Annotated in this window: 22 protein-coding genes and 1 pseudogene; 6 read left to right on the top strand and 17 right to left on the bottom strand. The window is 37.0% G+C overall.

Annotated features, from left to right (window positions below):
- Positions 1-82: 82 nt before the first annotated feature.
- The 5 genes from FTU12_RS16350 to FTU12_RS05930 form a co-directional block, all read right to left on the bottom strand.
- Entirely contained in the window at positions 83-310 is a 228-nt protein-coding gene (locus tag FTU12_RS16350; RefSeq protein WP_257245643.1) for a transposase, read from the bottom strand.
- A gap of 28 nt (positions 311-338) precedes the next feature.
- Positions 339-581, bottom strand: a complete 243-nt coding sequence (locus tag FTU12_RS16645; RefSeq protein ID WP_218952797.1) for a transposase family protein — start codon at positions 579-581, stop codon at positions 339-341.
- Positions 582-585: 4 nt separating this feature from the next.
- A complete protein-coding gene (locus FTU12_RS05940) occupies positions 586-1,854 on the bottom strand; it encodes a type VI immunity family protein (protein WP_180113961.1) in 1,269 nt (422 codons plus the stop codon).
- Positions 1,855-1,921: 67 nt separating this feature from the next.
- Positions 1,922-2,902, bottom strand: a complete 981-nt coding sequence (locus FTU12_RS05935) for a PoNe immunity protein domain-containing protein (RefSeq protein WP_180010880.1) — start codon at positions 2,900-2,902, stop codon at positions 1,922-1,924.
- 38 nt (positions 2,903-2,940) lie between these two features.
- Positions 2,941-3,921, bottom strand: coding sequence for a PoNe immunity protein domain-containing protein (locus FTU12_RS05930; protein WP_180113960.1), 981 nt, complete (start codon positions 3,919-3,921; stop codon positions 2,941-2,943).
- Positions 3,922-4,076: 155 nt separating this feature from the next.
- Here FTU12_RS05930 and FTU12_RS05925 point away from each other — a divergent pair.
- Positions 4,077-5,241 (top strand): annotated as a pseudogene (locus tag FTU12_RS05925) (IS3 family transposase).
- 131 nt (positions 5,242-5,372) lie between these two features.
- On the opposite strand, the gene FTU12_RS05920 reads toward FTU12_RS05925, so the two are convergent.
- The 7 genes from FTU12_RS05920 to FTU12_RS05890 all read right to left on the bottom strand — a co-directional run bounded on the left by FTU12_RS05920 (position 5,373) and on the right by FTU12_RS05890 (position 12,343).
- Positions 5,373-5,879: a hypothetical protein gene (locus FTU12_RS05920; protein ID WP_111885350.1), complete on the bottom strand. Its 507-nt coding sequence runs from the start codon at positions 5,877-5,879 to the stop codon at positions 5,373-5,375.
- Between the two features lie 3 nt (positions 5,880-5,882).
- Positions 5,883-6,605, bottom strand: coding sequence for a hypothetical protein (locus FTU12_RS05915; protein WP_180056089.1), 723 nt, complete (start codon positions 6,603-6,605; stop codon positions 5,883-5,885).
- Positions 6,596-7,021, bottom strand: a complete 426-nt coding sequence (locus FTU12_RS05910; RefSeq protein WP_111885352.1) for a hypothetical protein — start codon at positions 7,019-7,021, stop codon at positions 6,596-6,598. The genes FTU12_RS05915 and FTU12_RS05910 overlap by 10 nt, the downstream gene beginning before the upstream one ends.
- Position 7,022: 1 nt before the next feature.
- The gene (locus FTU12_RS05905; RefSeq protein ID WP_111885353.1) at positions 7,023-7,529 is read right to left on the bottom strand and encodes a DUF4123 domain-containing protein; all 507 of its coding nucleotides are present in this window, start codon (positions 7,527-7,529) and stop codon (positions 7,023-7,025) included.
- 1 nt (position 7,530) lies between these two features.
- Positions 7,531-10,152, bottom strand: a complete 2,622-nt coding sequence (locus tag FTU12_RS05900; protein ID WP_180113959.1) for a type VI secretion system Vgr family protein — start codon at positions 10,150-10,152, stop codon at positions 7,531-7,533.
- Between the two features lie 689 nt (positions 10,153-10,841).
- Positions 10,842-11,405: a TetR/AcrR family transcriptional regulator gene (locus tag FTU12_RS05895; protein ID WP_168379321.1), complete on the bottom strand. Its 564-nt coding sequence runs from the start codon at positions 11,403-11,405 to the stop codon at positions 10,842-10,844.
- A gap of 302 nt (positions 11,406-11,707) precedes the next feature.
- Complete coding sequence (locus FTU12_RS05890) at positions 11,708-12,343, bottom strand: cation transporter (RefSeq protein WP_180009473.1); 636 nt, start codon at positions 12,341-12,343, stop codon at positions 11,708-11,710.
- A 76-nt stretch (positions 12,344-12,419) separates the two neighbouring features.
- Between FTU12_RS05890 and FTU12_RS05885 the strand changes: the two genes are divergently transcribed.
- The 3 genes from FTU12_RS05885 to FTU12_RS05875 all read left to right on the top strand — a co-directional run bounded on the left by FTU12_RS05885 (position 12,420) and on the right by FTU12_RS05875 (position 14,575).
- On the top strand, positions 12,420-12,836 hold the full coding sequence (locus FTU12_RS05885; RefSeq protein ID WP_168379319.1) for a Cd(II)/Pb(II)-responsive transcriptional regulator: 417 nt from the start codon (positions 12,420-12,422) through the stop codon (positions 12,834-12,836).
- Between the two features lie 80 nt (positions 12,837-12,916).
- On the top strand, positions 12,917-14,311 hold the full coding sequence (yegQ, locus tag FTU12_RS05880; RefSeq protein WP_180042289.1) for a tRNA 5-hydroxyuridine modification protein YegQ: 1,395 nt from the start codon (positions 12,917-12,919) through the stop codon (positions 14,309-14,311).
- Positions 14,312-14,320: 9 nt separating this feature from the next.
- Positions 14,321-14,575 (top strand): YfhL family 4Fe-4S dicluster ferredoxin, encoded by a 255-nt coding sequence (locus tag FTU12_RS05875; RefSeq protein WP_180009475.1) that lies wholly within the window; start codon positions 14,321-14,323, stop codon positions 14,573-14,575.
- Positions 14,576-14,861: 286 nt separating this feature from the next.
- On the opposite strand, the gene ahpF is transcribed toward FTU12_RS05875, so the two are convergent.
- Positions 14,862-16,427 carry an alkyl hydroperoxide reductase subunit F gene (gene ahpF, locus FTU12_RS05870; RefSeq protein WP_180009476.1) on the bottom strand — a complete coding sequence of 522 codons (1,566 nt, stop codon included), beginning with the start codon at positions 16,425-16,427 and terminating at the stop codon, positions 14,862-14,864.
- Between the two features lie 394 nt (positions 16,428-16,821).
- On the opposite strand from ahpF, the gene FTU12_RS05865 reads away from it, so the two are divergent.
- Positions 16,822-17,430 (top strand): DsbA family protein, encoded by a 609-nt coding sequence (locus FTU12_RS05865; RefSeq protein WP_180113958.1) that lies wholly within the window; start codon positions 16,822-16,824, stop codon positions 17,428-17,430.
- Between the two features lie 85 nt (positions 17,431-17,515).
- On the opposite strand, the gene FTU12_RS05860 is transcribed toward FTU12_RS05865, so the two are convergent.
- Genes FTU12_RS05860 through FTU12_RS05850 form a run of 3 tightly spaced genes read right to left on the bottom strand, consistent with a single transcriptional unit; the run spans position 17,516 to position 20,416 of the window.
- A complete protein-coding gene (locus FTU12_RS05860) occupies positions 17,516-18,436 on the bottom strand; it encodes a hypothetical protein (RefSeq protein ID WP_180113978.1) in 921 nt (306 codons plus the stop codon).
- Between the two features lie 41 nt (positions 18,437-18,477).
- Entirely contained in the window at positions 18,478-19,608 is a 1,131-nt protein-coding gene (locus FTU12_RS05855; RefSeq protein WP_180009477.1) for a toxic anion resistance protein, read from the bottom strand.
- Positions 19,609-19,624: 16 nt separating this feature from the next.
- Positions 19,625-20,416: a tellurium resistance protein gene (locus tag FTU12_RS05850; RefSeq protein WP_078189121.1), complete on the bottom strand. Its 792-nt coding sequence runs from the start codon at positions 20,414-20,416 to the stop codon at positions 19,625-19,627.
- Between the two features lie 327 nt (positions 20,417-20,743).
- On the opposite strand from FTU12_RS05850, the gene FTU12_RS05845 reads away from it, so the two are divergent.
- A complete protein-coding gene (locus FTU12_RS05845; RefSeq protein WP_078189122.1) occupies positions 20,744-21,232 on the top strand; it encodes a TIGR00645 family protein in 489 nt (162 codons plus the stop codon).
- 60 nt (positions 21,233-21,292) lie between these two features.
- Here the strand turns inward: FTU12_RS05845 and FTU12_RS05840 are convergent, their stop codons facing one another.
- Positions 21,293-21,997, bottom strand: coding sequence for a Crp/Fnr family transcriptional regulator (locus FTU12_RS05840; RefSeq protein WP_180113957.1), 705 nt, complete (start codon positions 21,995-21,997; stop codon positions 21,293-21,295).
- Positions 21,998-22,047: the final 50 nt, after the last annotated feature.

Below are 22,047 nucleotides of genomic sequence, written 5' to 3'. Positions count from 1 at the left end.
TTTAAATTCTATCAAAATGTTTTTATTTGTAAAGAAATAAATATTATGTGAATTTAAAAATATATTAGACCTCTTGCATAAATCATTTTTTATCCAACTCCATATTGTAAACCCCAGCAATTAAATTGAATCGTAATCCCAGTCTTTTATCTCTATTTCGATAACGCTCAGCCAAAATTTTAAAGGTTTTAAGGCAACCAAATATGTGCTCAATCCCAATTCTTCTTTTATTGATCTCTTGGTTATAAATTTTAAGTTCAGGATCTAACTTACAGTGACGTTTAGCTTTTGATAGCAACAGACTATTCACATATACAACATAAATTCTCTGATAACCCTTATCTGCGAGGATAAAAGCCCCCTATAGGAATCTGATTAAAGTTGCGTTTAAAGAGCTCAAAATCATGTACTGAACCTCGATCAGCGCATAAACTCAGAATTCTCTGAGTTTTATAATGAATGATGGCTTGTACTTTAAAGGTGTATTTCTTTTTCTTGCCACTATAGCTTTTCTTCTGTTTTTTAGACCTTTGGATTGGAATTTCTGTGGCATGCTTAAATGAACAAGCGTCTAAGGACATCCATTTATTCTTCACCATCAAACTGCCAGTACACATCACCCCAATCACTTTCAAAATCAGGGAATATATCACCTTGTTTAAAATATTGACGTGAGTTTTCTTTAGCAAAAGTATACCAATATCCTGCGTGAGGACATGGGCTACCGGCAATAACAATATCTATTCTTTCTGGTTCTTGAACTTCAACTTTCACTCGTTTTAATTCAGGCCAAGTGCTGTCTTCATCAAATCGTGCAATCCATTGCTTTGAACTGACCGCATCAAAACGTGGATTTGGATCATCTGACCATGCATCTAAAGTGGTCAGTTTTAAGTTATCACAACGTATCGGTTTAATTAGTTCATTTGCCATCACCAATAAATCAGGAACACCTTCTTCAACTGGATAAAGTGAAAGCTCTCCCAAACGTATCCATAAGCTGTATTTTGTTGAATCTTCTGGGTCTATAATTTTAGTAATTTCAATTCGTGGATCATCCAGTTTTTCACGAATTTGTTCTTCACTCAAGCCTAGTTTCTCTAGCCAGTAGGGAGAAAGTAAAAAGCACCATGTTGGGGTACGAATACCGCCACCTAAACCATCCCGATCTTCTGCAATAAACATATTTTCATGAGAAAACTCCATACCAGGATGATCAATATCGAGCCCGTAAAAATAATCCGTGAAAGTCCGTTCAACTGTTTCAAATTCAGGAGAAACAAATGCAAATTGACTTGTGTTTCCAATTTCATATCCACTATATGCTTGAATTGGGTTAAGCATTTCTAGACATTTTTGAACAAATGAGTACCAAATATCTTTATTGGATCTATACCATTGATCACCAAAAGTTAATTTTAGACTAGAATAGCGCTCACTAGAGTCTCTAATCTTTGCACTTAAAGCCCAACGTGGACTTTGATCTTGAGATTGTGCAGATGTTGCACCTAAATAGTAAATGAAATATTTTTTATAAATTTTTGCCATTTCAGCTGATATTTCTTCACGACTTCTAATCCATGAAATTGCCTTTTTCCAAACTTCAGTATCACATCGAAATCTTAAATGAAATGGCTTATCAATTATTTCGAATTCAAATTTCTCATAAATATCAATTACTTTTATCAAAAATTCTTGCGCATTTGTTTTTTTTTGATCAATATAAAATGTAATATAAGGGCAAACTCCGAACTCTTTTTTTTCTTCCCCATAAATTATTGATGTATCAAGAGGAATATCTCGAACTAATTCTTCTATTTCCTCATCATTTAAATAAACTTGTGCTGTGCTCATAAAATATTCTTTTAATTAATACTTCTTTTTTTAGAGATCCAATATTATCAAGTCCCGAAGGCATAAATTACTCTTCACCATCAAACTGCCAATACACATCGCCCCAATCACTTTCAAAATCAGGAAAAACATCTCCCAAGTTAAAGTATTGACGTGAGTTCACTTTAGCAACTGTAAACCAATAACCCTGTTGAGGACATTTTTCCCCAGCTTTAATTGAAAATTTATTATGATTTTCAAGAAAATTTATTACTGAAGTTTTGAGCTTGAATTTGTGATAAAATTCAACCAAATCTTTAGGGTAATATAAGTATTCATGTAAGACAGTATCATTCTCTATCTCTAACAGAATAACAGCGCACGCTGCTTCAAAAGCCCAGTATCCATAATAGCCACCTTCTGATTTATGAGTATCATGCCAAGGCGCACCTGATAAATCTTTGTACCAATTCTTTAAAAACTTACGGACAAAAGCTAAAGAAATTTCATTATCTTGATTTGAAAAGGCTTCACATAATAATAAGTAAGGTTTTGGTACTAATACTGTTGAACAATCATATCTATTTTCATCTGAAAAAGATAAATACTCTTCAATTAGCCAATCTTGAGCAACATTTTCTCTCATTTCTCCGTCAATTAATTTCGCAACTCTAGGTAGCAAATCCTTTCGGTGGAGTAAATAACACAAACTGATTAACCAAATACATGGACAATAGCCATCAATAGTAAATAATTCAAAAACTGGTAAGTTTATATTTTTATGATAACTTCTTAATTTACTTCCATATTGCTCATAATAGTCAATAACTATTTCAATTTGGCTTCTAATAAAAGGTAAACTATTGCCAGCTGTATATTCCAATATAAGCAGATTTAAATAGTCCTCTGCTACGATAGCATAAGAGTATACCCATCTTTCTTCTATTGAATCACCAACACCTGTAGGATTTACTTTAAAAGTTTCAATAGTGTTCAGAGTTTCCGCCTTTAATGTTTCATACATTTGAGGTGTAAGAAATTGTTGTCTTTTTATATTAACTAAATCCATTTTATGCCCAAAAACTGCCCCGAAGGGCATATTTTCACTTATTCTTCACCGTCAAACTGCCAATATACATCCCCCCAATCACTTTCAAAATCAGGGAATATTTCCCCTTGTTTAAAGTATTTACGAGTGTTTTCCTTGGCTACACTGAACCAATAACCTGATTGAGGACATTTTTTACCTGCTTGAATTGATACTTTTTGATATTTAGTTAGGAGGTCAATTTCAGCACTACTAGGTTTAAATGTACGATAGAACTCTATTAAGTCTTTAGGATAATAGAGGTATTCATGAAATTCTTTATCATTTTCTATTTCTAATAGAATAACAGCACAAGCTGCTTCAAAAGCCCAATATCCATAATATCCACCCTCTGATTTATGGGTATCATGCCATGGAGCTCCAGATAAATCTTTATACCATTTTTTTAAAAATTTGTTTAAATGCTTGAATGAAACTTTATTATCTTGGGTCACAAATGCATTGGATAACTCAAAATAAGGATTTGAAAAAAGGACATCTGAACAATCAAAACGGTTATCGTCATTAAAAGCCAAAAATTCCTCTACAATCCAATCTTTTCCTCCATTTTCTTGATCCTCTCCATCAACAAAGTTAGCTACCAATGGTAGTAAGTCAGTTCTTTTTAATAAATAACAAAGGCTGATAATCCATACATATACACAATAGTCATCTAAAATTTCAATATCAAAAACACTAAAATTATTATCTTTATAATAGGCTCTTTGTTTTATAGAAAGTACCTTGAATAATTCAATTACTTTATCGAATTCTAAACGTAAATATTCAATTGGTTTACCAGCAGTATAATCCAAAATAAACAAATCAAACTGATACCTAGATGCTATCGAATAAGAGTCGACCCATCCTGCTTCGATATCTTCATCATTATTTGATTCACTTAGAAAACTTTCTATAGCACTGACAAGTTCACTCCTCGTAGACTTATAGTAACTTTCATCTAAAAATTGTTGTCTACGATTAAACTTAAATTCCAACATAAATAAATTTCCAATTATTTATTATTAACAACGATACTAATGTCTTTATCAGTCCAAACCCTTGTAGCTTTATGAGTAGAATGTTCTTTTGATGAGTGCTGATAAAAACGGAGACTTTAACTTGGTAAACTACACATACTCATTAGGAGTTTACCATGAGCAAAAAACAAAAGATTTATACAGTGGAATTCAAAGCTGAAGCAATTAAAGCTATTGAATCAAATAAAGGAAATGTCTCTGAAACTGCTCGACAGCTTGGTATTTCAATGCAGACCCTTTCAAATTGGTACAACAAAGCAAAAGCTGGAACATTATAGGCACACAACAATATTCGCCTGATCTCGTTGCTCTACTCGAAGAAAATAAGAAACTCAAACAGCAACTCAAAACTGCGGAAATGGAAAGAGAATTTCTAAAAAAAGCAGCAGCGTACTTTGCCAAGGACCATCAGTAAGGTACGATTACATGAAAGAGAACAAAAACACCTATCCAACAACGATGATGGCTAGACTGCTCAAAGTTTCAATTTCAAATTTTTATGACTGGTTAAAACGAGGCATGAGCAAAAGAGTTGTTCAAAGAAATCAGCAGACGATCTTAGTCAAAATAGCTCATCAAGAAACTAAAGAAAGTTATGGTCATATTCGCTTAACGAGGTATTTACAGTCACAAGGCATCCCAATTAGCGAGTATGCAGTCCGTTGTATAAAAAGGCTAAATCAGCTGTATTGTAAGCGCCATAGGTGTTTTAAAAGAACGACGAACAGTGATCATAATCGAGCGATCTATGACAATTTACTCAAACAAGAGTTTTTAATGACCAAACCTAATCTTGCATGGTCAAGTGATATTACATAAATATGGACAGCTGAAGGTTGGTTGTACTTAGCTGCTTTAAAAGACCTTTGTACTAGACAGGTCGTTGGTTATAGCTTAAGTGAGCGAATGACAGCGCAACTAGTTTGCAATGTGCTGAGTATGGCAATTCGCAATCACAAACCATCACATGGGCTAATTGTGCACTCAGACAGAGGAAACCAATATTGCAGTCATGAATATCGAAACATGCTTGAAAAATATGGATTTCAAGGTTCAATGAGCAAAAAAGGAGACTGTTACGATAATGCCCCGATTGAGAGCTTTTGAGGAATACTCAAAAACGAGTTGGTTCACCATCGCAACTACAAAACAAGGGGAGAAGCCAAAGCAGATATTACAAAATACATAGAGCTATTTTATAATCAGAAGAGAATCCAGAAAGGACTGAGTTTTAAGACACCAAATCAAATGACAGAGGACTTTTACGAGTTGGCTGCCTAGAATCTCCCAAGTGGAAGTGTCCTGTGATTTCAGCACACATCAAACTCTTGAATCTAGATAGCCTAATTATTAAAAAGAAACTTATCGATAATTTAAAGATATATTTCAAAACTAAAAATTAATTTAATTTTTTATAGAGTTCCATCTTTCAACTTTAATAAATCATGATAAGTTTGTTTTTTTTGAACAATTGTCTTTAAGATAAAATCTGTCTTTCTTAATGACTCAGCATTGTTCAGATCAAGCATAATCGCCACTTCATTATACCATTCATCTTCAGGTGCATTATTTTCCCAACGATCCCCCCATCTGTCATCTCTACTAATTTGAATTGATGAATTCACATCGACTAAACCATCTTTATTTTCTTTTAAAATTCCTAAGTGAATTACTATTTCGATAGCATCATTAATAATTGTCAAAGGATAATATACCTCTCCATCTGGATTTCTTCTGAAATCAGAGTATTCATTTGCAGCAGACCAAGCTGTAATCTGCTCTTTTGGTATGTATGCTTCTAAAATATTCTTTAAACAAAGATACATACTACAATAATCGTCATATTCTCTATCCCACTGTAAAAATGGAAATTTTGGGTGATCCTTAAAAAAATTAACTATCTTTTCTATATTCGTCATTATTTAACCTTTTAATATTTCGCCCTTCAAAATATCTATATCCATTCTTCTAGCATCAAAATCTGGTGGAATAACACCAGTAAAATGACGACCTGCAAAACTAAAAGAATGTTTACCTACAGAAACTCCATATGGTGTCTTCGCTTCCATCCAAGCGATCATTGCTTTATAGGCTTGAGTTGCACCTTTGTGATAATCAACTGGACTTTTTATTTTAGTATCTGGTTTGCTATGACCTTCTAATTTTAGCATGGCAATACGCATGGAAAGTGCATATTGCTTACATAGTACTAGAGGCGGTGGAAAAGGGTGATTTGTCCAAACGCTACCTGCTTCAGTTGCAGTCACAATCATTCTATTTGCATTCTGCGCCTGTATACGACCACTATGCTGTTCGTTCTTACACTCCTTATTAGAACTATTACAAGATCTCTCAAGTTCCTTAGATTTCGCTTTACTTGCTGCCAATGCTTGATCTTTTTGCTCTTGAGTTATACCCGAACGACTATTATCGATATCCTCTTCAGCCAGATCAATTCTTTGATTGAGCATGCCTGTAATTGTTCCATCTCCTAATGGGGATGGAGTGAATATTCCAGTTAATATTACGCCTATAGGATTTGCTCTTGCTCCTACTTTAGCTGCAGTTCCTGCTCTTTCAGCAGCTTTTTCAGCAGTTGTCCCCCAACCACCAAAAATATCTGCTGCATCAGCCGCTATTGCCACGATTTTTTCTCCAATGCTTCATAGAATTTTTGACTATCTGAAGAATTTAAAGAGCTTTGTAAAACTCCAGCTAAGATATCAATTGCAAGAAATGGTGGAAATAATCTATTTATTAATAAACTGCGATTCCATGGATCATCATCTAAATTATTTTTATTCAAAATAAAACATAGTTCTCCATAAGCCGCTCTCCATTTGTCATAGTCAGCATGATTTTCCATTCCTACCAGATATTTTCGAATTTTTGTTTGGGCAGTAATCAGGAATTTTAGCCCACTATCTTCATTATTATTAAAATACTTTATCGCCAGTTCGCTATAAGTGTTTTTTAGCCGATTCCAGTTCCACAAGGCTAGACTTTCTTCACGATCTGCAGAAAATTCCTCAAGCTGTTCTTTAGTAAATTCGATAACCATTCTAAATCCTCTCCAATAACTTGAAATCACCAGATACTTCTTGATACCACCAACCATCAATAGGTTCTAACAGAATATCTAAATTTTTTTTATCTAATAGTCGATTTAATGATTTGATAACTGAAGGATCATAAAATCTGAACAATGCTAATTCGCCGGATGGTAATTCTGCTTGTAAGAATGGCTGAAAATGTTTGATCAATTCTTGGTTCGATAGATTTGTTTTCAATATCGAAAACATTCCTAAATTTTCTTCTATAACAAGTTCATTAATAAATTTTTGATTATTTAGTTTATTTAAATTCAACAATAAAGGGGAAAATTCTAATGGTGTAGAATCATCAACAGTTCCATCGAATAAATTACCTATATATTTGATATTTCTATCATAGTTTAAAGTAAGCCAATGGCGCATATAAGTATAATTTTTAGCTGCATCAATCAACAGGAAGAAATTATATTTAGATTCTTCACCACTAATTTTCTTTGATAACTGTAATATGTCCATCCTATATTTCCCTATACACAAACGGTAAACCTTTTCGAGCGGCATCAATTAAACAGGGAATACATATTTTCGTAGAAATATTAGGAAGCTGGAAATTATGACGTGTACCTTTGACAAATTGTGCTTGAGCAGACCTAACCTCAACGAGCCCAGGACTATTAATATCAATAGAACCGTCAGTCTTTATTTTTATGTACCCCCCACCACAAGTCAGCATAATTTCTTTTTTGGCTGCAATCGTAATGGAATTCTCAGTACTCATGATCTTAAAATCCTTGAGAGATGCTAGATCAATTTGATCATTTTGCGCATGAACTTTAATTTCACCTTGAGCCGCTACAATATTTATACCTTTTTCTTGAGTATAAAAGCTTAATCCCTTCGCAGCATGAGCAGTAAACTCACCATTTGAATTTATATCTAACTGTTGACCCGATATAATTTTTATATTTTCTTTAGCAACATGAGTTTGGTTTTTTTGACTTACAGAAACAAAATCCTGAGGAGTACTAAGCAGAATATTAGGATGCTCAAACTTTTCTAGACTATTTTCTACTTGAGCAATCAAATCATTACTAATTTGATAGTTTTCATCTTGGAAAGCCTTACTTACTCGAGCATTTTTTTCTAAACTTTTGAGTTTTTCTATAGATTCATTTAATTGCGTTAACAACTCTTTTATATTTAATTGTATATCTTTGGCGTTTTCTTGACTCGCAGAACTAATCAATAATCCCTTACCAGCTCGAATAGCACCCCATTGGTCGGTTCTCAGTTCAAAGCCTTCCCCTCGTCCCTCACTTTCTGAGGTTTCTTTGGGATGACTGAGGTTCCCTAGGTTGAGCTGGGTAGCACCATGGGTACTTTGTAATTGTGTCGAAATTTGTCCTGTGGTGTCATCAAAGCACAGTTGTCCAAAGCCCTCACCTTGGACTTCCTTACTTTTAATCCCAGCCAGTTTTTTGGTGTCTGGCAGTTTACCTTTACTATCAAATTGGGTCGGACTGCGCTGTGCTTCATGTATGCGCCCCACCACAAATGGTCGGTCGATATTACCGTCAAAGAAATCGATGACCACGATTTCATTAATGCGCGGTAAGAAACGTGCACCATAGCCTTCGCCTGCCCATGGGGTAAGCACATCTACCCATGCAGAGTCCGTATCATTGTCATTACTGCCTGCACCGCCATCATGGCTGTGGTCATCTCCACGGGTAAATAAGAAACGAACTTTGATTCGTCCCCATTCATCGACATGTATTTCTTCACCACTTGGCCCGACAACTTTAGCCCGTTGCGGATGGGTGCTTGGACGGTGTTCGAGTAGGTTATATTCAGGAACCGTCGCAATATTGCGGCGTTGTAATGTGAGCTGATTGGCCTGACGCTCGGCCTGTTCATGGATGGGTTTAATGTTCCACTGACTTTGTTCAATCAGTTGATTGACTTGTTCAGAGAGGTCTTTAGGTAAGTTATTTTGGTTATAGAATTTTTTTTCTGTGATTAAAAATTGTTTGTCTGCACCACTGTGTTGATCGATTTCTGGGTGTTCATTCAATTCAAACCAATAACCCACTTGGGTATCACGCACGGTCGATTGTGCATTGAATTTTTTCGATTGTAGCTCGTGATAGCGCGTTAGGTTTTGATTCAATTTTTCAATCTGGCTGTTAGATGAAGCCGTAGCTTGGTCTTCACCTTTTAAATCTTGCATCCATGCAGGGCTGATATGCCATGCTTGTTCCAAACTTAAACTGGCATTGTCTTGGCTTTGGCTATGCTGATGTTTGCTTTGAACTGAGCCTGCGCCTTCTTCTTGGCTCAGTCCATCGGCTTGCCAGCGCTGTACATGGACCGCAGTCGGTTGAATGCTACGTTCACCGATCAAGCTGGTGATGCTGTCTTGTTTTTCTGTGGCACTAGAGCGATGAAAGCGGATACTACGACGGCTGAGTGCTTGATATTGGCTATTGTCATCAATCAGGCGGAGTTTTTGTTTTTCAATTGGCGCTGAGGAATGCGGCACTTTCAACTGTGCTTCATCGATGAGCCAATTAATGCCTTCACTGCGCCAAAGTCGGGTTAAAAAGTCATAATCGCTTTCATTCGACTGCATGATGAAAGGTCGAACGTCATAGTTTTGGCCTAAACCGCTTAGATCTAGCGTTAGACTGGCAGCAAAAAGCGGACTTTTGCTTTGCCATTCTTTAAAGAGAGTTTCACTGACATCGCGAACAGATTTGTTCATAAACACACGGCTGTTCCTGCGTTTATGCCACAGCGATGTTGCATCTTCTAAAGTGAGTTTATACAGCGTGAGTGAACCGTCACTCTGGCCTTGGGTGGCTTCGGTAATAATACCGGCGGTACGGAAGAGTTCGCCCTGATCGGTCACTTGATCAACGGCAACCTGTGCGCCAATAAATTGTTTTAGTGGAATAAGTGCATTGGTGGATAGGCAAATCAAAGTCGCTTGTACGCCTTGGTTTAAGATATGCTCCCCATCAATACGTTGAATAAAAAGCTCTTCATTCAACGCAGGGTTGGAAAATTGCACATGAATGGCACGTTTTTGGGCGGATAGACCCAATTGTTCTAATACAGCAAATATTTTGCCTAACATAATAAAAATTCTAAATTGTAATCATGGAAATAATTTTGCTGCTAGTTTAGTCAAATTCATCAATAAACTTAATGCTTAAAACCATAGAAGATGTTTCGTTATGTAAAATCCACGATTCAAAAATTCACTTAAAAATAAAAAGCGGAGAATCCACTCACTAATTACTTCTTGCATATAAAATATTCACCAAATGGTCTTAGACCATGTACTTGCACCCAACGAACAGCGTCATGCACGCAACTGTAAAAATAGTTTTATCGTCTAATTAACATCGAGCTTAATGATCAATTTTTTAATATTATCTTTAAAAATAGTGGATTAATTTAAACTTAAGCTAGATTAAAAAACACACAAACCTTTCTTTCCTGTCTTGTAATTCACCTAAGATCCCCTATAATTCAAAAAAACAGACAAGTCTGTCTATTTTGCTGCAAAAACCGAATGAATTTAGCATTCAGAGGGTAAAAATATAAATGAGAGAAAACGTATAAAACGTTCGAAAATCAAATCATTGACTTAAGCTAACAAAGTGAATGATTTGAACGCACAATTGTCAGCAAAGCGCGATTACCCCAAATAATCGCGCTTTTTATTTTCTTAGAATCTTAAGTCATGTGAAAAAATTGATTGTTAATCAATACAAATAAGTCGTCGCTAGATTTAAAACCTAAATGCCTACAAACAAATTTTTAAGCAGCCAATTCCAAACGAATTAAGGTTTCAACTCGCTTCCAATAATCTGCTAAATGCACTTGGTTGGGGTCAATTTGGGCTTGGATGGTCATGCCATCCAAAATACTACTCAGAAATGCAGCTAGTTGTTCAGTTTGCTGAATGCCCAGATTTTGTAAGGCAGTACTTAGTTTTGATTTGAGCCAATCTTTATAATCGATCGCAGGTTGTAATGACGAAGGATAAACTTTAGATATTTCTTCTACTGCTTTTTGAAACATACAACCATTGAAATCTGCAGTATGAAACCAAGCATCGTACCAAGCAAAAATGGTTTTAATATGCGAAAGATGGTCTTCTGGATCACATTCTGCAATAGCAGCTTCAAGTGATTCCTGTAAATTAAGATTTCGAATCACGAGACATTCTTCAATTAATTTGGCTTTAGAGGGGAAATATTTATAAAACGTCATTTTAGCAACGCCCGATTCCCCAATAATTCGATCTATACCAATCGAGTTATAGCTATAAGAATTGAAGAGTTGGAGCGCAACGTTAATGATGTCTTGCTTTTTCGACATTTAATTTACCTGATGCACCAATGGGGCCTAAACATAAAGCTTTCAAGGTAGAAAACCTAATTTTTAAACATGATTTTCGCGCGCTATTGTAAAGCATAACTTAATTGGAGTCTGTAGATAAAACCTCAGCACCCTATTAAATACAGTCTGATTTCAGATGATTTATCGAATTAGCAGTCAGGAAAATTTCGTATAAAACTGACGGCTATTTTAATTTCAACTAGCGATTTAACGACTATTCATCTGCGTTAAAAACATGGATAAAATGAATGCCATTAACGGTGGATTTAAGAGTAAGTATTTTAAGAGCAAGGGGTACTCAGAATATCTTTTTGCTTACGCTCTTGCAGTGCTTTTCGAATCACCTGATAACCACCCGTTAAACCTAAGATCGCCATGATTGCGGCCACGATCAAATCTGGCCATAGACTGCCTGTACCAAACACCCCGACTGCAGCTAAGATCACTGCGACATTACCAATCGCATCATTACGGCTACATAGCCAAACGGATTGCATATTGGAGTCACCTTCACGGAAGGCATATAAGACGTATGCACAGATGACATTAGCGACTAAGGCCAGAATACCAATCACACCCATGGTGATTGGTTCAGGAGCGATCCCATTGGCATAGGCATAGAGCACTTTGGCAATCACAACGATCCCAAACGCTGCCATGACAAAACCTTTCACCAAGGCAACTGTTGCACGCCAATATAAACTGGCGCCAAGCACGGCTAATGAAACCCCATAATTTACAGCATCACCAAAGAAATCCAGCGAGTCCGCCCAAAGCGCAGAAGAATGTGCATAAGCCCCACCAATCAGCTCCACCAAAAACATCATGGCGTTAATGATTAAGGCAATCCAAAGTGCGATACGAAATTTACTGTTGGGTTTGTTTGGTGCTGGCTCATGACTACATGTACATGCCATAAATGTGCTCCAATTTTAAAATCAATGGATTTGTATTACTCTTATTCAAAACTATGGACTCACTCCAAGGTCAAGCATGAACGTACAAAAACATTATTTGATTAAAGAATTGTCCACCAAATCTGGGGTAAGCATTGACAGTATTCGCTTTTATGAAAAGAAAAAACTGCTGAAACCTAGCTTCCGCGCAGACAACAATTATCGCTATTATGATGAAGAAATGTACAAACGTTTGGTTTTTATTAAGCGCTGTCGAAACCTCGATATTTCTCTCACCGAGATTCAAACCCTGCTTGAACTTGAGCAATCCCCTACGCAAAGCTGTCATGCTGTGAATGAATTAATTGACAATCACATTCGTCAAGTTTCTGAAAAAATTAAAGAATTAGAAAATTTTAAAATACAGTTAAGTAAGCTCCGTGCTAGCTGTAATGAAACCAGTCAAATTAATGATTGCCAAATTTTAAAACATTTGGAAAACGGAATATCTTGAAAACCCAACTAAAATACTTGGTTGAATCCTTTTTTTAGATCACTACAATAAAGCCATAAATTTTTTATGCCTTTATTGACATGACGATTCAACACGTAACCGAACTCCTCTCACCTGCTGGCTCTTTAAAAAATATGCGCTACGCTTTTGCTTATGGCGCAGATGCCGTGTATGCAGGTCAGCCGCGATATAGCTTACGTGTGCGCAATAATGCTTTCGACCATGACAATTTAAAAATTGGCATTGAAGAAGCTCATGCCTTAGGGAAAAAGTTTTATGTGGTGGTAAACATCCAACCGCATAACTCAAAACTGAAAAATTTCATCCGTGACCTTGAACCTGTGGTTGCCATGAATCCTGATGCACTGATCATGTCTGACCCTGGTCTAATCATGATGGTGCGTGAACATTTTCCAGAAGTGTCCATTCATTTGTCTGTCCAAGCCAATGCGGTGAACTGGGCAACGGTTAAATTTTGGAAAAATATGGGACTGACACGTGTCATTCTGTCACGTGAATTATCAATCGAAGAAATTGAAGAAATTAAACACAATGTACCTGATATGGAAATTGAAGTTTTCGTACATGGTGCATTATGTATGGCTTACTCCGGTCGTTGCTTACTTTCTGGCTATATGAATAAACGTGATGCAAACCAAGGTGCATGTACCAATGCATGCCGATGGGATTATAAAATTCACGATGCAGTTGAAGATGAAACTGGTGATGTTATTCCAGTCACACAAATTAAAGAATCATCATGCTGCAATAATAAAAATGCCGATGAGCAACACGCCCTAGAACAACACCAATTCGGCGAGCCGGTTTTATTACAACGCAATGAAGAAGACATGTTTGCTGCCGAAGAAGATGAACATGGCACTTATTTCATGAACTCGAAAGACTTGCGTGCTGTACAGCATGTTGACCGTTTAACCAAAATGGGCATTCATTCTTTAAAAATTGAAGGCCGTACCAAGTCTTACTTCTACTGTGCGCGTACCGCTCAAATTTATCGTAAAGCCATCGATGATGCCCTTTCTGGTAAACCATTTGACCCTGCTCTCATGTCTCAGCTTGAAGGTCTTGCGAACCGTGGTTATACCGAAGGTTTTTTACGCCGCCATGTACATAGTGAATATCAAAACTATGAAACCGGCTCTTCACGTTTTGATCATCAACAGTTTGTAGGTGAAGTCTTAGAACGCAATGGTGACTCTCTTAAAATCGAAGTGAAAAACCGTTTTGTTGTAGGTGATTCTTTAGAACTGATGACCACTTCAGGCAACATCACCTTCGTTTTAACTGAAATGAAAGATAAAAAAGGTAATCTAATTGACGATGCCAAAGGTTCAGGTCATATCGTGGATATTCCTGTGCCTGCCGATGTCGATATGCGCTATGCCTTACTGATTCGTAACTTACCCAATTCGACAGTGGATATTTCGGCTTCATCTTTAGCTTATCAGGCTTGAGTTCACTTTATGGCTTTGTTGATTACAGATAAATGCATCAATTGTGACATGTGTCTACCTGAATGTCCCAATGATGCCATTTATGAAGGCTCAAAGATTTATGAAATCGATGTCGCACGTTGTACTGAATGTGTCGGTTTCTATGCGCACCAAACTTGTGTTTCAGTTTGTCCGATTGAGTGCATTGTGCCTCATCCTGAACATGTGGAGACAGATGAGCAGTTAATGGAGAAGTTTAAAGGCTTGAATTTATTTAAATCTTAAATTCGTGATGTGATTGGTATATTAATTGCTTACTCCGCTTTATATTTTATAGAGAAACAACCTTGGGGAAAGTATAAAAATAAGGTTGTAAAACAAAAATAGCTGGGCAACGAATAGGATTCAAAATGTGTGGGGACATTTTTGAATCCTAATTTTGCAGACAAAAAAAGGAACTCCGGTGTTAGCATCCAAAGTTCCTGTAAAACGAGAATATTAAGAAAAATAATATTCAAATGACAACATTCAGCGCGGCCAGCGTGTTTCTCGAAACACACTGGCCTTTCTTTTATTGACCCGAACGGATGATGTAATCAAAAGCAGACAATGAAGCTTTCGCGCCTTCACCTGTTGCAATGATGATTTGTTTGTACGGTACTGTTGTACAGTCACCTGCAGCAAATACACCTTTCACATTGGTTTCGTTACGCTCGTTAATTACGATCTCACCACGGTTTGAAAGTTCAACCGCTGTTTCTTTTAAGAAATCAGTATTTGGTAACAAACCGATTTGTACGAAGATACCTGCCAATTCAATCGTTTTGATTTCATCTGTTGCACGGTCTTTGTAGTTCAGTGCAGTCACTTGTGAACCATCACCAACTACTTCTGTAGACAATGCATTCATGATCACAGTGGTATTCGGCAAGCTGTTTAACTTGTCTTGAAGCACTTGGTCAGCACGAAGCTTGGTATCAAACTCAACAAGCGTTACATGTTCAACAATACCTGCAAGGTCGATCGCTGCTTCAACACCAGAGTTACCACCACCGATCACTGCAACACGTTTGCCTTTGAACAATGGACCGTCACAGTGTGGGCAGTAAGCTACACCACGAGTACGGTATTCTTGCTCACCTGGAACATTCATCTCTCTCCAGCGTGCACCTGTTGAAAGAATCACTGTTTTAGATTCAAGTTTTGCACCATTCTCTAAAGTCACTTCAACCAAGCCATTGGCTGTTTGGTCAGCACCTTTGATGTCAGATACACGTTGCAAGTTCATAATGTCCACACCGTACTCACGTACATGTGCTTCCATTTCAGCAGCAAACTTAGGACCTTGAGTCTTTTGAATCGACGTGAAATTTTCAATGTCCATCGTATCCATGACCTGACCGCCCATGCGTTCAGCCACGATACCTGTTTTAATGCCTTTACGTGCTGCATAGATTGCAGAAGTATTCCCCGCAGGGCCGCCACCAATCACAAGAACATCAAAGGCTTCTTTGGCATTTAACTTTTCAGCATCTTTTGCGGCAGAGTTGGTGTCTAATTTAGCAATGATTTCTTCCAAGGTCATACGACCTTGACCAATGTGCTCACCGTCTTGGAATACCATTGGTACAGCCATGATTTTGCGTTCTTCGACTTCGTCTTGGAAGAATGCACCATCAATCATGGTTGCAGTTGTACCTGGGTTATAGATCGCAATTAGGTTCAAGGCTTGAACCACGTCAGGACAGTTATGGCAGCTGAGTGATACGAACACATCAAAGTCAGTTTTAAGACCTAAACCTTTAATGGTATTCAGTACTTCGTCAGAAACTTTCGGTGCATAACCAGAGGTTTGTAACAATGCCAAAATCAAAGAAGTGAATTCGTGGCCCATCGGTAGACCTGCGAAGAATACACGTGGTGTTTCACCTGCTTTTGCAATACCAAAGCTTGGCGCACGGCTGTTGTTACCGTCAAAACGTGCAGTCACTAAATCAGATAAAGCGGCAACTTCGGTCACCAATTCTTTAATTTTGTCTGATTTGTCCGTGCCGTTTAAAGTCGCGACGATTTCAATCGGGCCTTCAAGGCGTTCAAGTAAGGTTTTTAATTGAGCAGAAGTATTTTGATCTAACATTGCTAACGTCTCCAGAGGAGTAAATTTATTTGATGAGAGAATGATAGAACAAACCATTAAATAGGTGAAACGGTTTGTTTTTATAAAATTAATCGGTTTTACAAATTAAATGATTAAATTTCTTTCTAAATCATAAATATATGGGCCTATATTAACATTAAAATGATTTATTTCGTACATATATATCGTGATAAATCCCTCATTTTTTTCTTTTTTATTGAAATTACACCAAGCCTATGCAAGACATACGCACGACCTGATCAATTACAAAACCTTTATAAAGCTTTAAGTTTCATTTCAGCAAGTCGGCTTTAAATCAAATGAAATATCAGATGATTTGACTGCTTTAAAGAGCCATCGATCTACATGTATAAAATCAATAGTGAGCAGAATAATGAAAATTGAATTTGTCTTTGATATTGTTTATCCCATGAGTTATGTCGCATTTCAAAAGTTAAAACAAAACTGGAATGAACATACAGCAACCCGTGTAGAGCTATTACCGATTCAACGCGTTCCAGAAATTCCTGAACAAGGCTTAGATGTGCTGCAGTATTTAACCGATAAGTATGGTGCGAGTGCAGCAAAGCGAAAACTCGAAATGACGAAGTTCGCCGCTTATAGCGAAGACGTGATTGTCAATATTGAGTACATGAAACGTATGCCAAACAGTCAACTGGCTCATCAAGGTATTTTGGCCTTGGACAATATTCTGGATCAATATGCCCTGACTCAAGCCCTATTCCATGCATTATTTGCACACGGTCAAAATATTGCTGATATTCAGGTTTTAAAAAGCATCATTGAAGGCATTGGTTTAGATGGCTCAAAAGTACTGCGCTCAATTCAACATAAAGATATTGCAGACCGTCAGCATGAAATTACACAATATGTAAAATCAAAGGGACAGCACCCCATTCCTTTTTACCTTGTGGATGGCGAAGTGAATGATCAGACTTTTTCTACACAGGAACTTCGACAACTGTTTCATCGCGCAAGTTAATCTACCCAAGATCAAAAATCCCCATACAATGTGATGGGGATTTTTATTCTGAGCAATGCAATGATCTAAAAAGAAAATAGGCCTGTTAATGAAGTCCCTGCTCAATTCGATTAATCCGTGATTTGAAATGCTGAGATAGTAGATACAAAATTAAGCTCAAAACCAGCGTGAGTACCATCACGGCGATCAACACCCAACGTACAACAACTTCTACTACATTGGCTTGCTGAACTTGTTTTTCCACGCTTTGCGCCATCGGTGTCATGGTTTTATCAAATAGCTGATTTTGCATTGCCCAGAGCTGTTCAGGCTGAAAACCGTATTCACGGAATTTTGCTGGATTTTGTTGCTCGGCATTGATTAAGGATTGCACCAAAGGAATTGCTGTCGCACGATCTACAGGCTTATGCATCAAAGCAGCTTGTGCAAGTAAATAGGCTTGCACGGGTTTTGCCAATTGTGCATCTTCCATCTCGAAAGCCAGCTGGCTTTCTTGAATATTTTTTTCATAATGTACCAATTTTTGATCTGCTGCACGGTCATCATGATTAAGGTCATATTGCACATAAGTTAAGCCTGACCAAAGCACGATAAACGATAAAATCCAGCCGACAAATTTCAATACAAAAGATTGGAATCGAATTCTAAAAAATTGAAATTTCTTTAGAAATCCAACCAAGAAAAATGCGCCAATAAATGAAACGATAAGTTTGAGAAATAACCAACCAATAAAGGATAAAAAATTTGAAAAATAGTCGGAGGACTCACCGAGTTGATATGCCAAATCACCTGCACTAACAGGGATATGCAGTTGCTGTACGCTAGAACTTAGGCCAAAAAAGCTATAGACCATATCATGCTGAATAAACAGCATCACAGCCGAAACGATCAGCACAGAAACACTGGTTAAGGTCAATAACGTTAAATTACGTTGACGCTTCTTAATGGTTTGAAGCCCTGTTTCCAGTTGCTGCGGATTTAGCGAATATTCATCAATGGGAGGCAAAGACATACTCCTTCAGATTATATTTTCACCTCCCTCACCGTTTATGAAGAAGGGTTTGAACCACTCGATTCAATTACTAAATGATTCAAATTATTTTGTAAGGCACGAATACGTGTCGTCGCTTCTTCACGCTTTTGTACACCTTCTTTCTGAATTTGAATCACATCATTAACGGTTTTAATGAGGGTATTTTGCACATGTTCAAGTGTGTCAATATCAATCACTGAACGCTGATTGGCTTTCGCTGTATCGACAGAGTTTTGATGCAACAAATCTGCATTGCGTTTTAACAGGTCATTGGTCGCATCATCAATGCTATTTGCCAATTGCACGCTGTTCTTTTGTTCTTGCAATGAAATCGCCAAGCTAATTTGGTTTTTCCAAGCCGGTAAGGTGATATTTTTAATAGCATAAAATTTATCAACCAACATCAAATTGTTGGATTGAATAATACGAATCATCGGCAAGGTCTGCATCGCAGACTGTTGCAAGATCTGTAAATCACTCACACGTTTTTCAAGATTATTTGCCAAATGATTGAGGTCATAGATTTTTTGCGTAGTGGTTTGATCTTGAACTTGAGTGGTTAAGCTTGCAATTTCCTGTTGAATTTCTTGCTCTTTCAACTTACCTGCGGCGATATACACCCCTAATTGTTTATATTCGTCTTGTACGCCTTCAAACATTTTATCTAAGGTATTTACACGCGCTTTTAAGCCATTTTGCGAAGTTTCAATTTCTTTAACCAAAGCATCAATTTGCTCTTTGGTGGTATTAAAGTGCTGATCAAAACTTTGCTTGGCACCTTTAAATTTGCTGAGTAAACCACCAAAAAATCCTGAGCTTTTAGATTTATTTAAAATGCTCGTGGTATTCAATTGCTGTGCGACTTGTACCACCTGATTGAGCTTTTGACCTGTCGCATCTAGATCTTTATTTTGCACCAAATTTAATAATTCATCGGTATAGGTCGACGTCTTGGTGGCAATGTTTTTACCATATTCAGCAACACTATTATGACTTAAATCTGCCAATTCCTTACGTGCAGCTTCGACTTCGTGAAAATCCGAAGTTTGTAAGCCAATTTCCTGCAAATTGAGTTGCTGAAACTTTTCTTCAGTCAATTCTTTGCTTACTTCAACGGGTAAATTTTTGGCATCTAAATCGGTCATAACTCACCTTATATTTCTAAGACTTAGAGGAATTCTCTAATGATTTTTTTAAAGTTTTAATCAAATTTTCACGGCTATTATCAAGCTTTTCCAATGAACTTGTCGAGTTACTTTGACGACTTTGTTTCACATGATATTGCCATGCTGGAATCAACACCTGCTGAGCTTCCTTATATCGATCTAATAATCCAAAAGAAAGCTGCTGAGAAAGCTGCATTTGTGTAATTGCAATATCATTACTGGCTTGTAAGGTTTGCAACGTATTCACCTTTTTTGATAAGCGCTCTGCAAAGTTATCGAGTGGATGCTGATTTTTCACAAACTGTGGGTATTCCAGCAAAAACTCTTCAGCCGCGACGATATAGCGTGCCATTTGCTCACGTAAGCCTTGTAGTTGATTAAAACGTGCTTGGGACTTTTGAATTTCTAACTGTAGTTTTTGGCTCAGATGATTTGCCCGATCAAGCAATTGATCTAGATTTTTATAATATTCAACTTGTCCTGAACCATATTCCAAATCGATGCCTAACCATTTTTGCAGGGCATTAAATTTGCGTGTTTTTAAATATTTTTTTGAATTGGCTAAGGCTTGAATCAACTGCTCAATGGTTTGACTAAGTTGTTTCGTCAACTGAGGGTCAACACCGTCTAGCAGCACCGACTGTGCTTGAATTAATTGATCAGCATAATGATTTAGACGATATTGATCGGTCAGTAATGGCACAAGGTCATTCCGCTTAATCGAAAGCACTTCCGCCCGATCTACCGTAATATCCTTTAACGGCACCAATACATCAATTTGTGACATAGCCAATTAAACTCAATAAAATCATTTTTATACTACAAGTTTTGCCATAAAAGTCTTGTAGTATTTTGCAAAAAATACATCTATTTCATCAGTCAAATTTCGCCATCAAATTCAACCGTTGCCTATAGATCCGCCAAAGCAGCCATACAGCATCATATGAATGGATATGATGACCTACACAGATGAATTCAAGCTTAAGATACCCAAAGATTCAATCTAGATTTAAATTAAACAACTGACTCTACATGAATTATTATCAAAATTATCGTAAAATTTAATCCATATACTTTAGAACCAAATATTAGATCAATAATTTTAGAGGCTTAAATGGAACGTTTTTTCCATAACACAATGTATGCAGCACGTTGGATTCTGGCTCCCGTGTACTTTGGTTTATCCTTTGCACTGCTACTGCTCGCGATTAAATTTTTCCAAGAAGTCATTCATGTCCTTCCGCATATTTTAGAATATTCAGAAGCTGACCTGATTTTAGTCATCCTCTCTTTGGTCGATATGACTATGGTGGGTGGACTGATTGTGATGGTGATGTTTTCAGGCTATGAAAACTTTGTTTCGCAATTAAAAATTAATGAATCGACCAATCGCTTGAACTGGCTCGGCACCATGGATGCCAATTCATTAAAACTCAAAGTTGCAGCATCAATCGTGGCAATTTCTTCGATTCATTTATTACGTATTTTTATGGATGCGAAAAACATCCCCAATGACAAAATCATGTGGTACATCATCATGCATTTAACCTTTGTTTTTTCTGCTTTTATGATGGGTTATTTGGATAAAATCAGTAAGCACTAATCTAGATAAGGTTAATGAAGCCATTTGCGATCATGGCTTCTCGTCAAATTTTAAATCTAGTTATTCATCTAGTTCACTCATTTGCCTTAAACGCTCAAGATCCAATATCACGATTTGTCCATAATTCCACGCGATCACTTGTGTTTGGACAAATTGCTGCAGATGTTTATTCAACGTTTGGCGTGAAATATTAAAAGACTCTGCAAATTCCTGCTGACTGAGTCTCAAAGGAATTTCCTGCCGACATCCATATTGCTCATAGAGTCGAATCAAATGTCTTGCGATACGCTGCTCTAGCGTTGCCGTTAGCAAATAACGATTATGCTCAAACATCAAATACATGCGTCGACTGAGAGATTGCACGACATTCCAAAGCGCCTTCGGATCACGCTGTAAAACTGCTAAAAACCTTGTTCCAGAAATGATTGCCACCTCGACGTGTGTCGCAGCAAAATAATCATAATTCAAAGGCTTTTGTTGTAAGAGTGCGACAAAATTAAATACCGACTGGCGACGAATATAATCATTGACAATCAATTCACCATTATTTTGCAACCAACCAATTTGTAGCGTACCTGAAAGCAAAATATAAATATCTTGCACGATTTGTTGTTGTTTTAAGATGTGCTGCTGCGCATGAAACCGTGAATATTTCACCTGTTGCACAAGCTGTTCTAAAGTCTGATCGCTAAAGCCCTGAAAGATGTCTTCATTACGTAAAATTTGCAACAAATGCTGTTGGGCGGTGTTCTTTTGATCGCTCACGTCTATAAAAAAATGCCTAAGATCTCATTGATCTTAGGCAAGTGCTTAAA

Origin of the sequence: Acinetobacter sp. YH12063, assembly GCF_013419715.1 — a bacterium.
GTDB lineage: Bacteria > Pseudomonadota > Gammaproteobacteria > Pseudomonadales > Moraxellaceae > Acinetobacter > Acinetobacter amyesii.
This window is presented reverse-complemented; position numbering and strand designations above follow the sequence as displayed.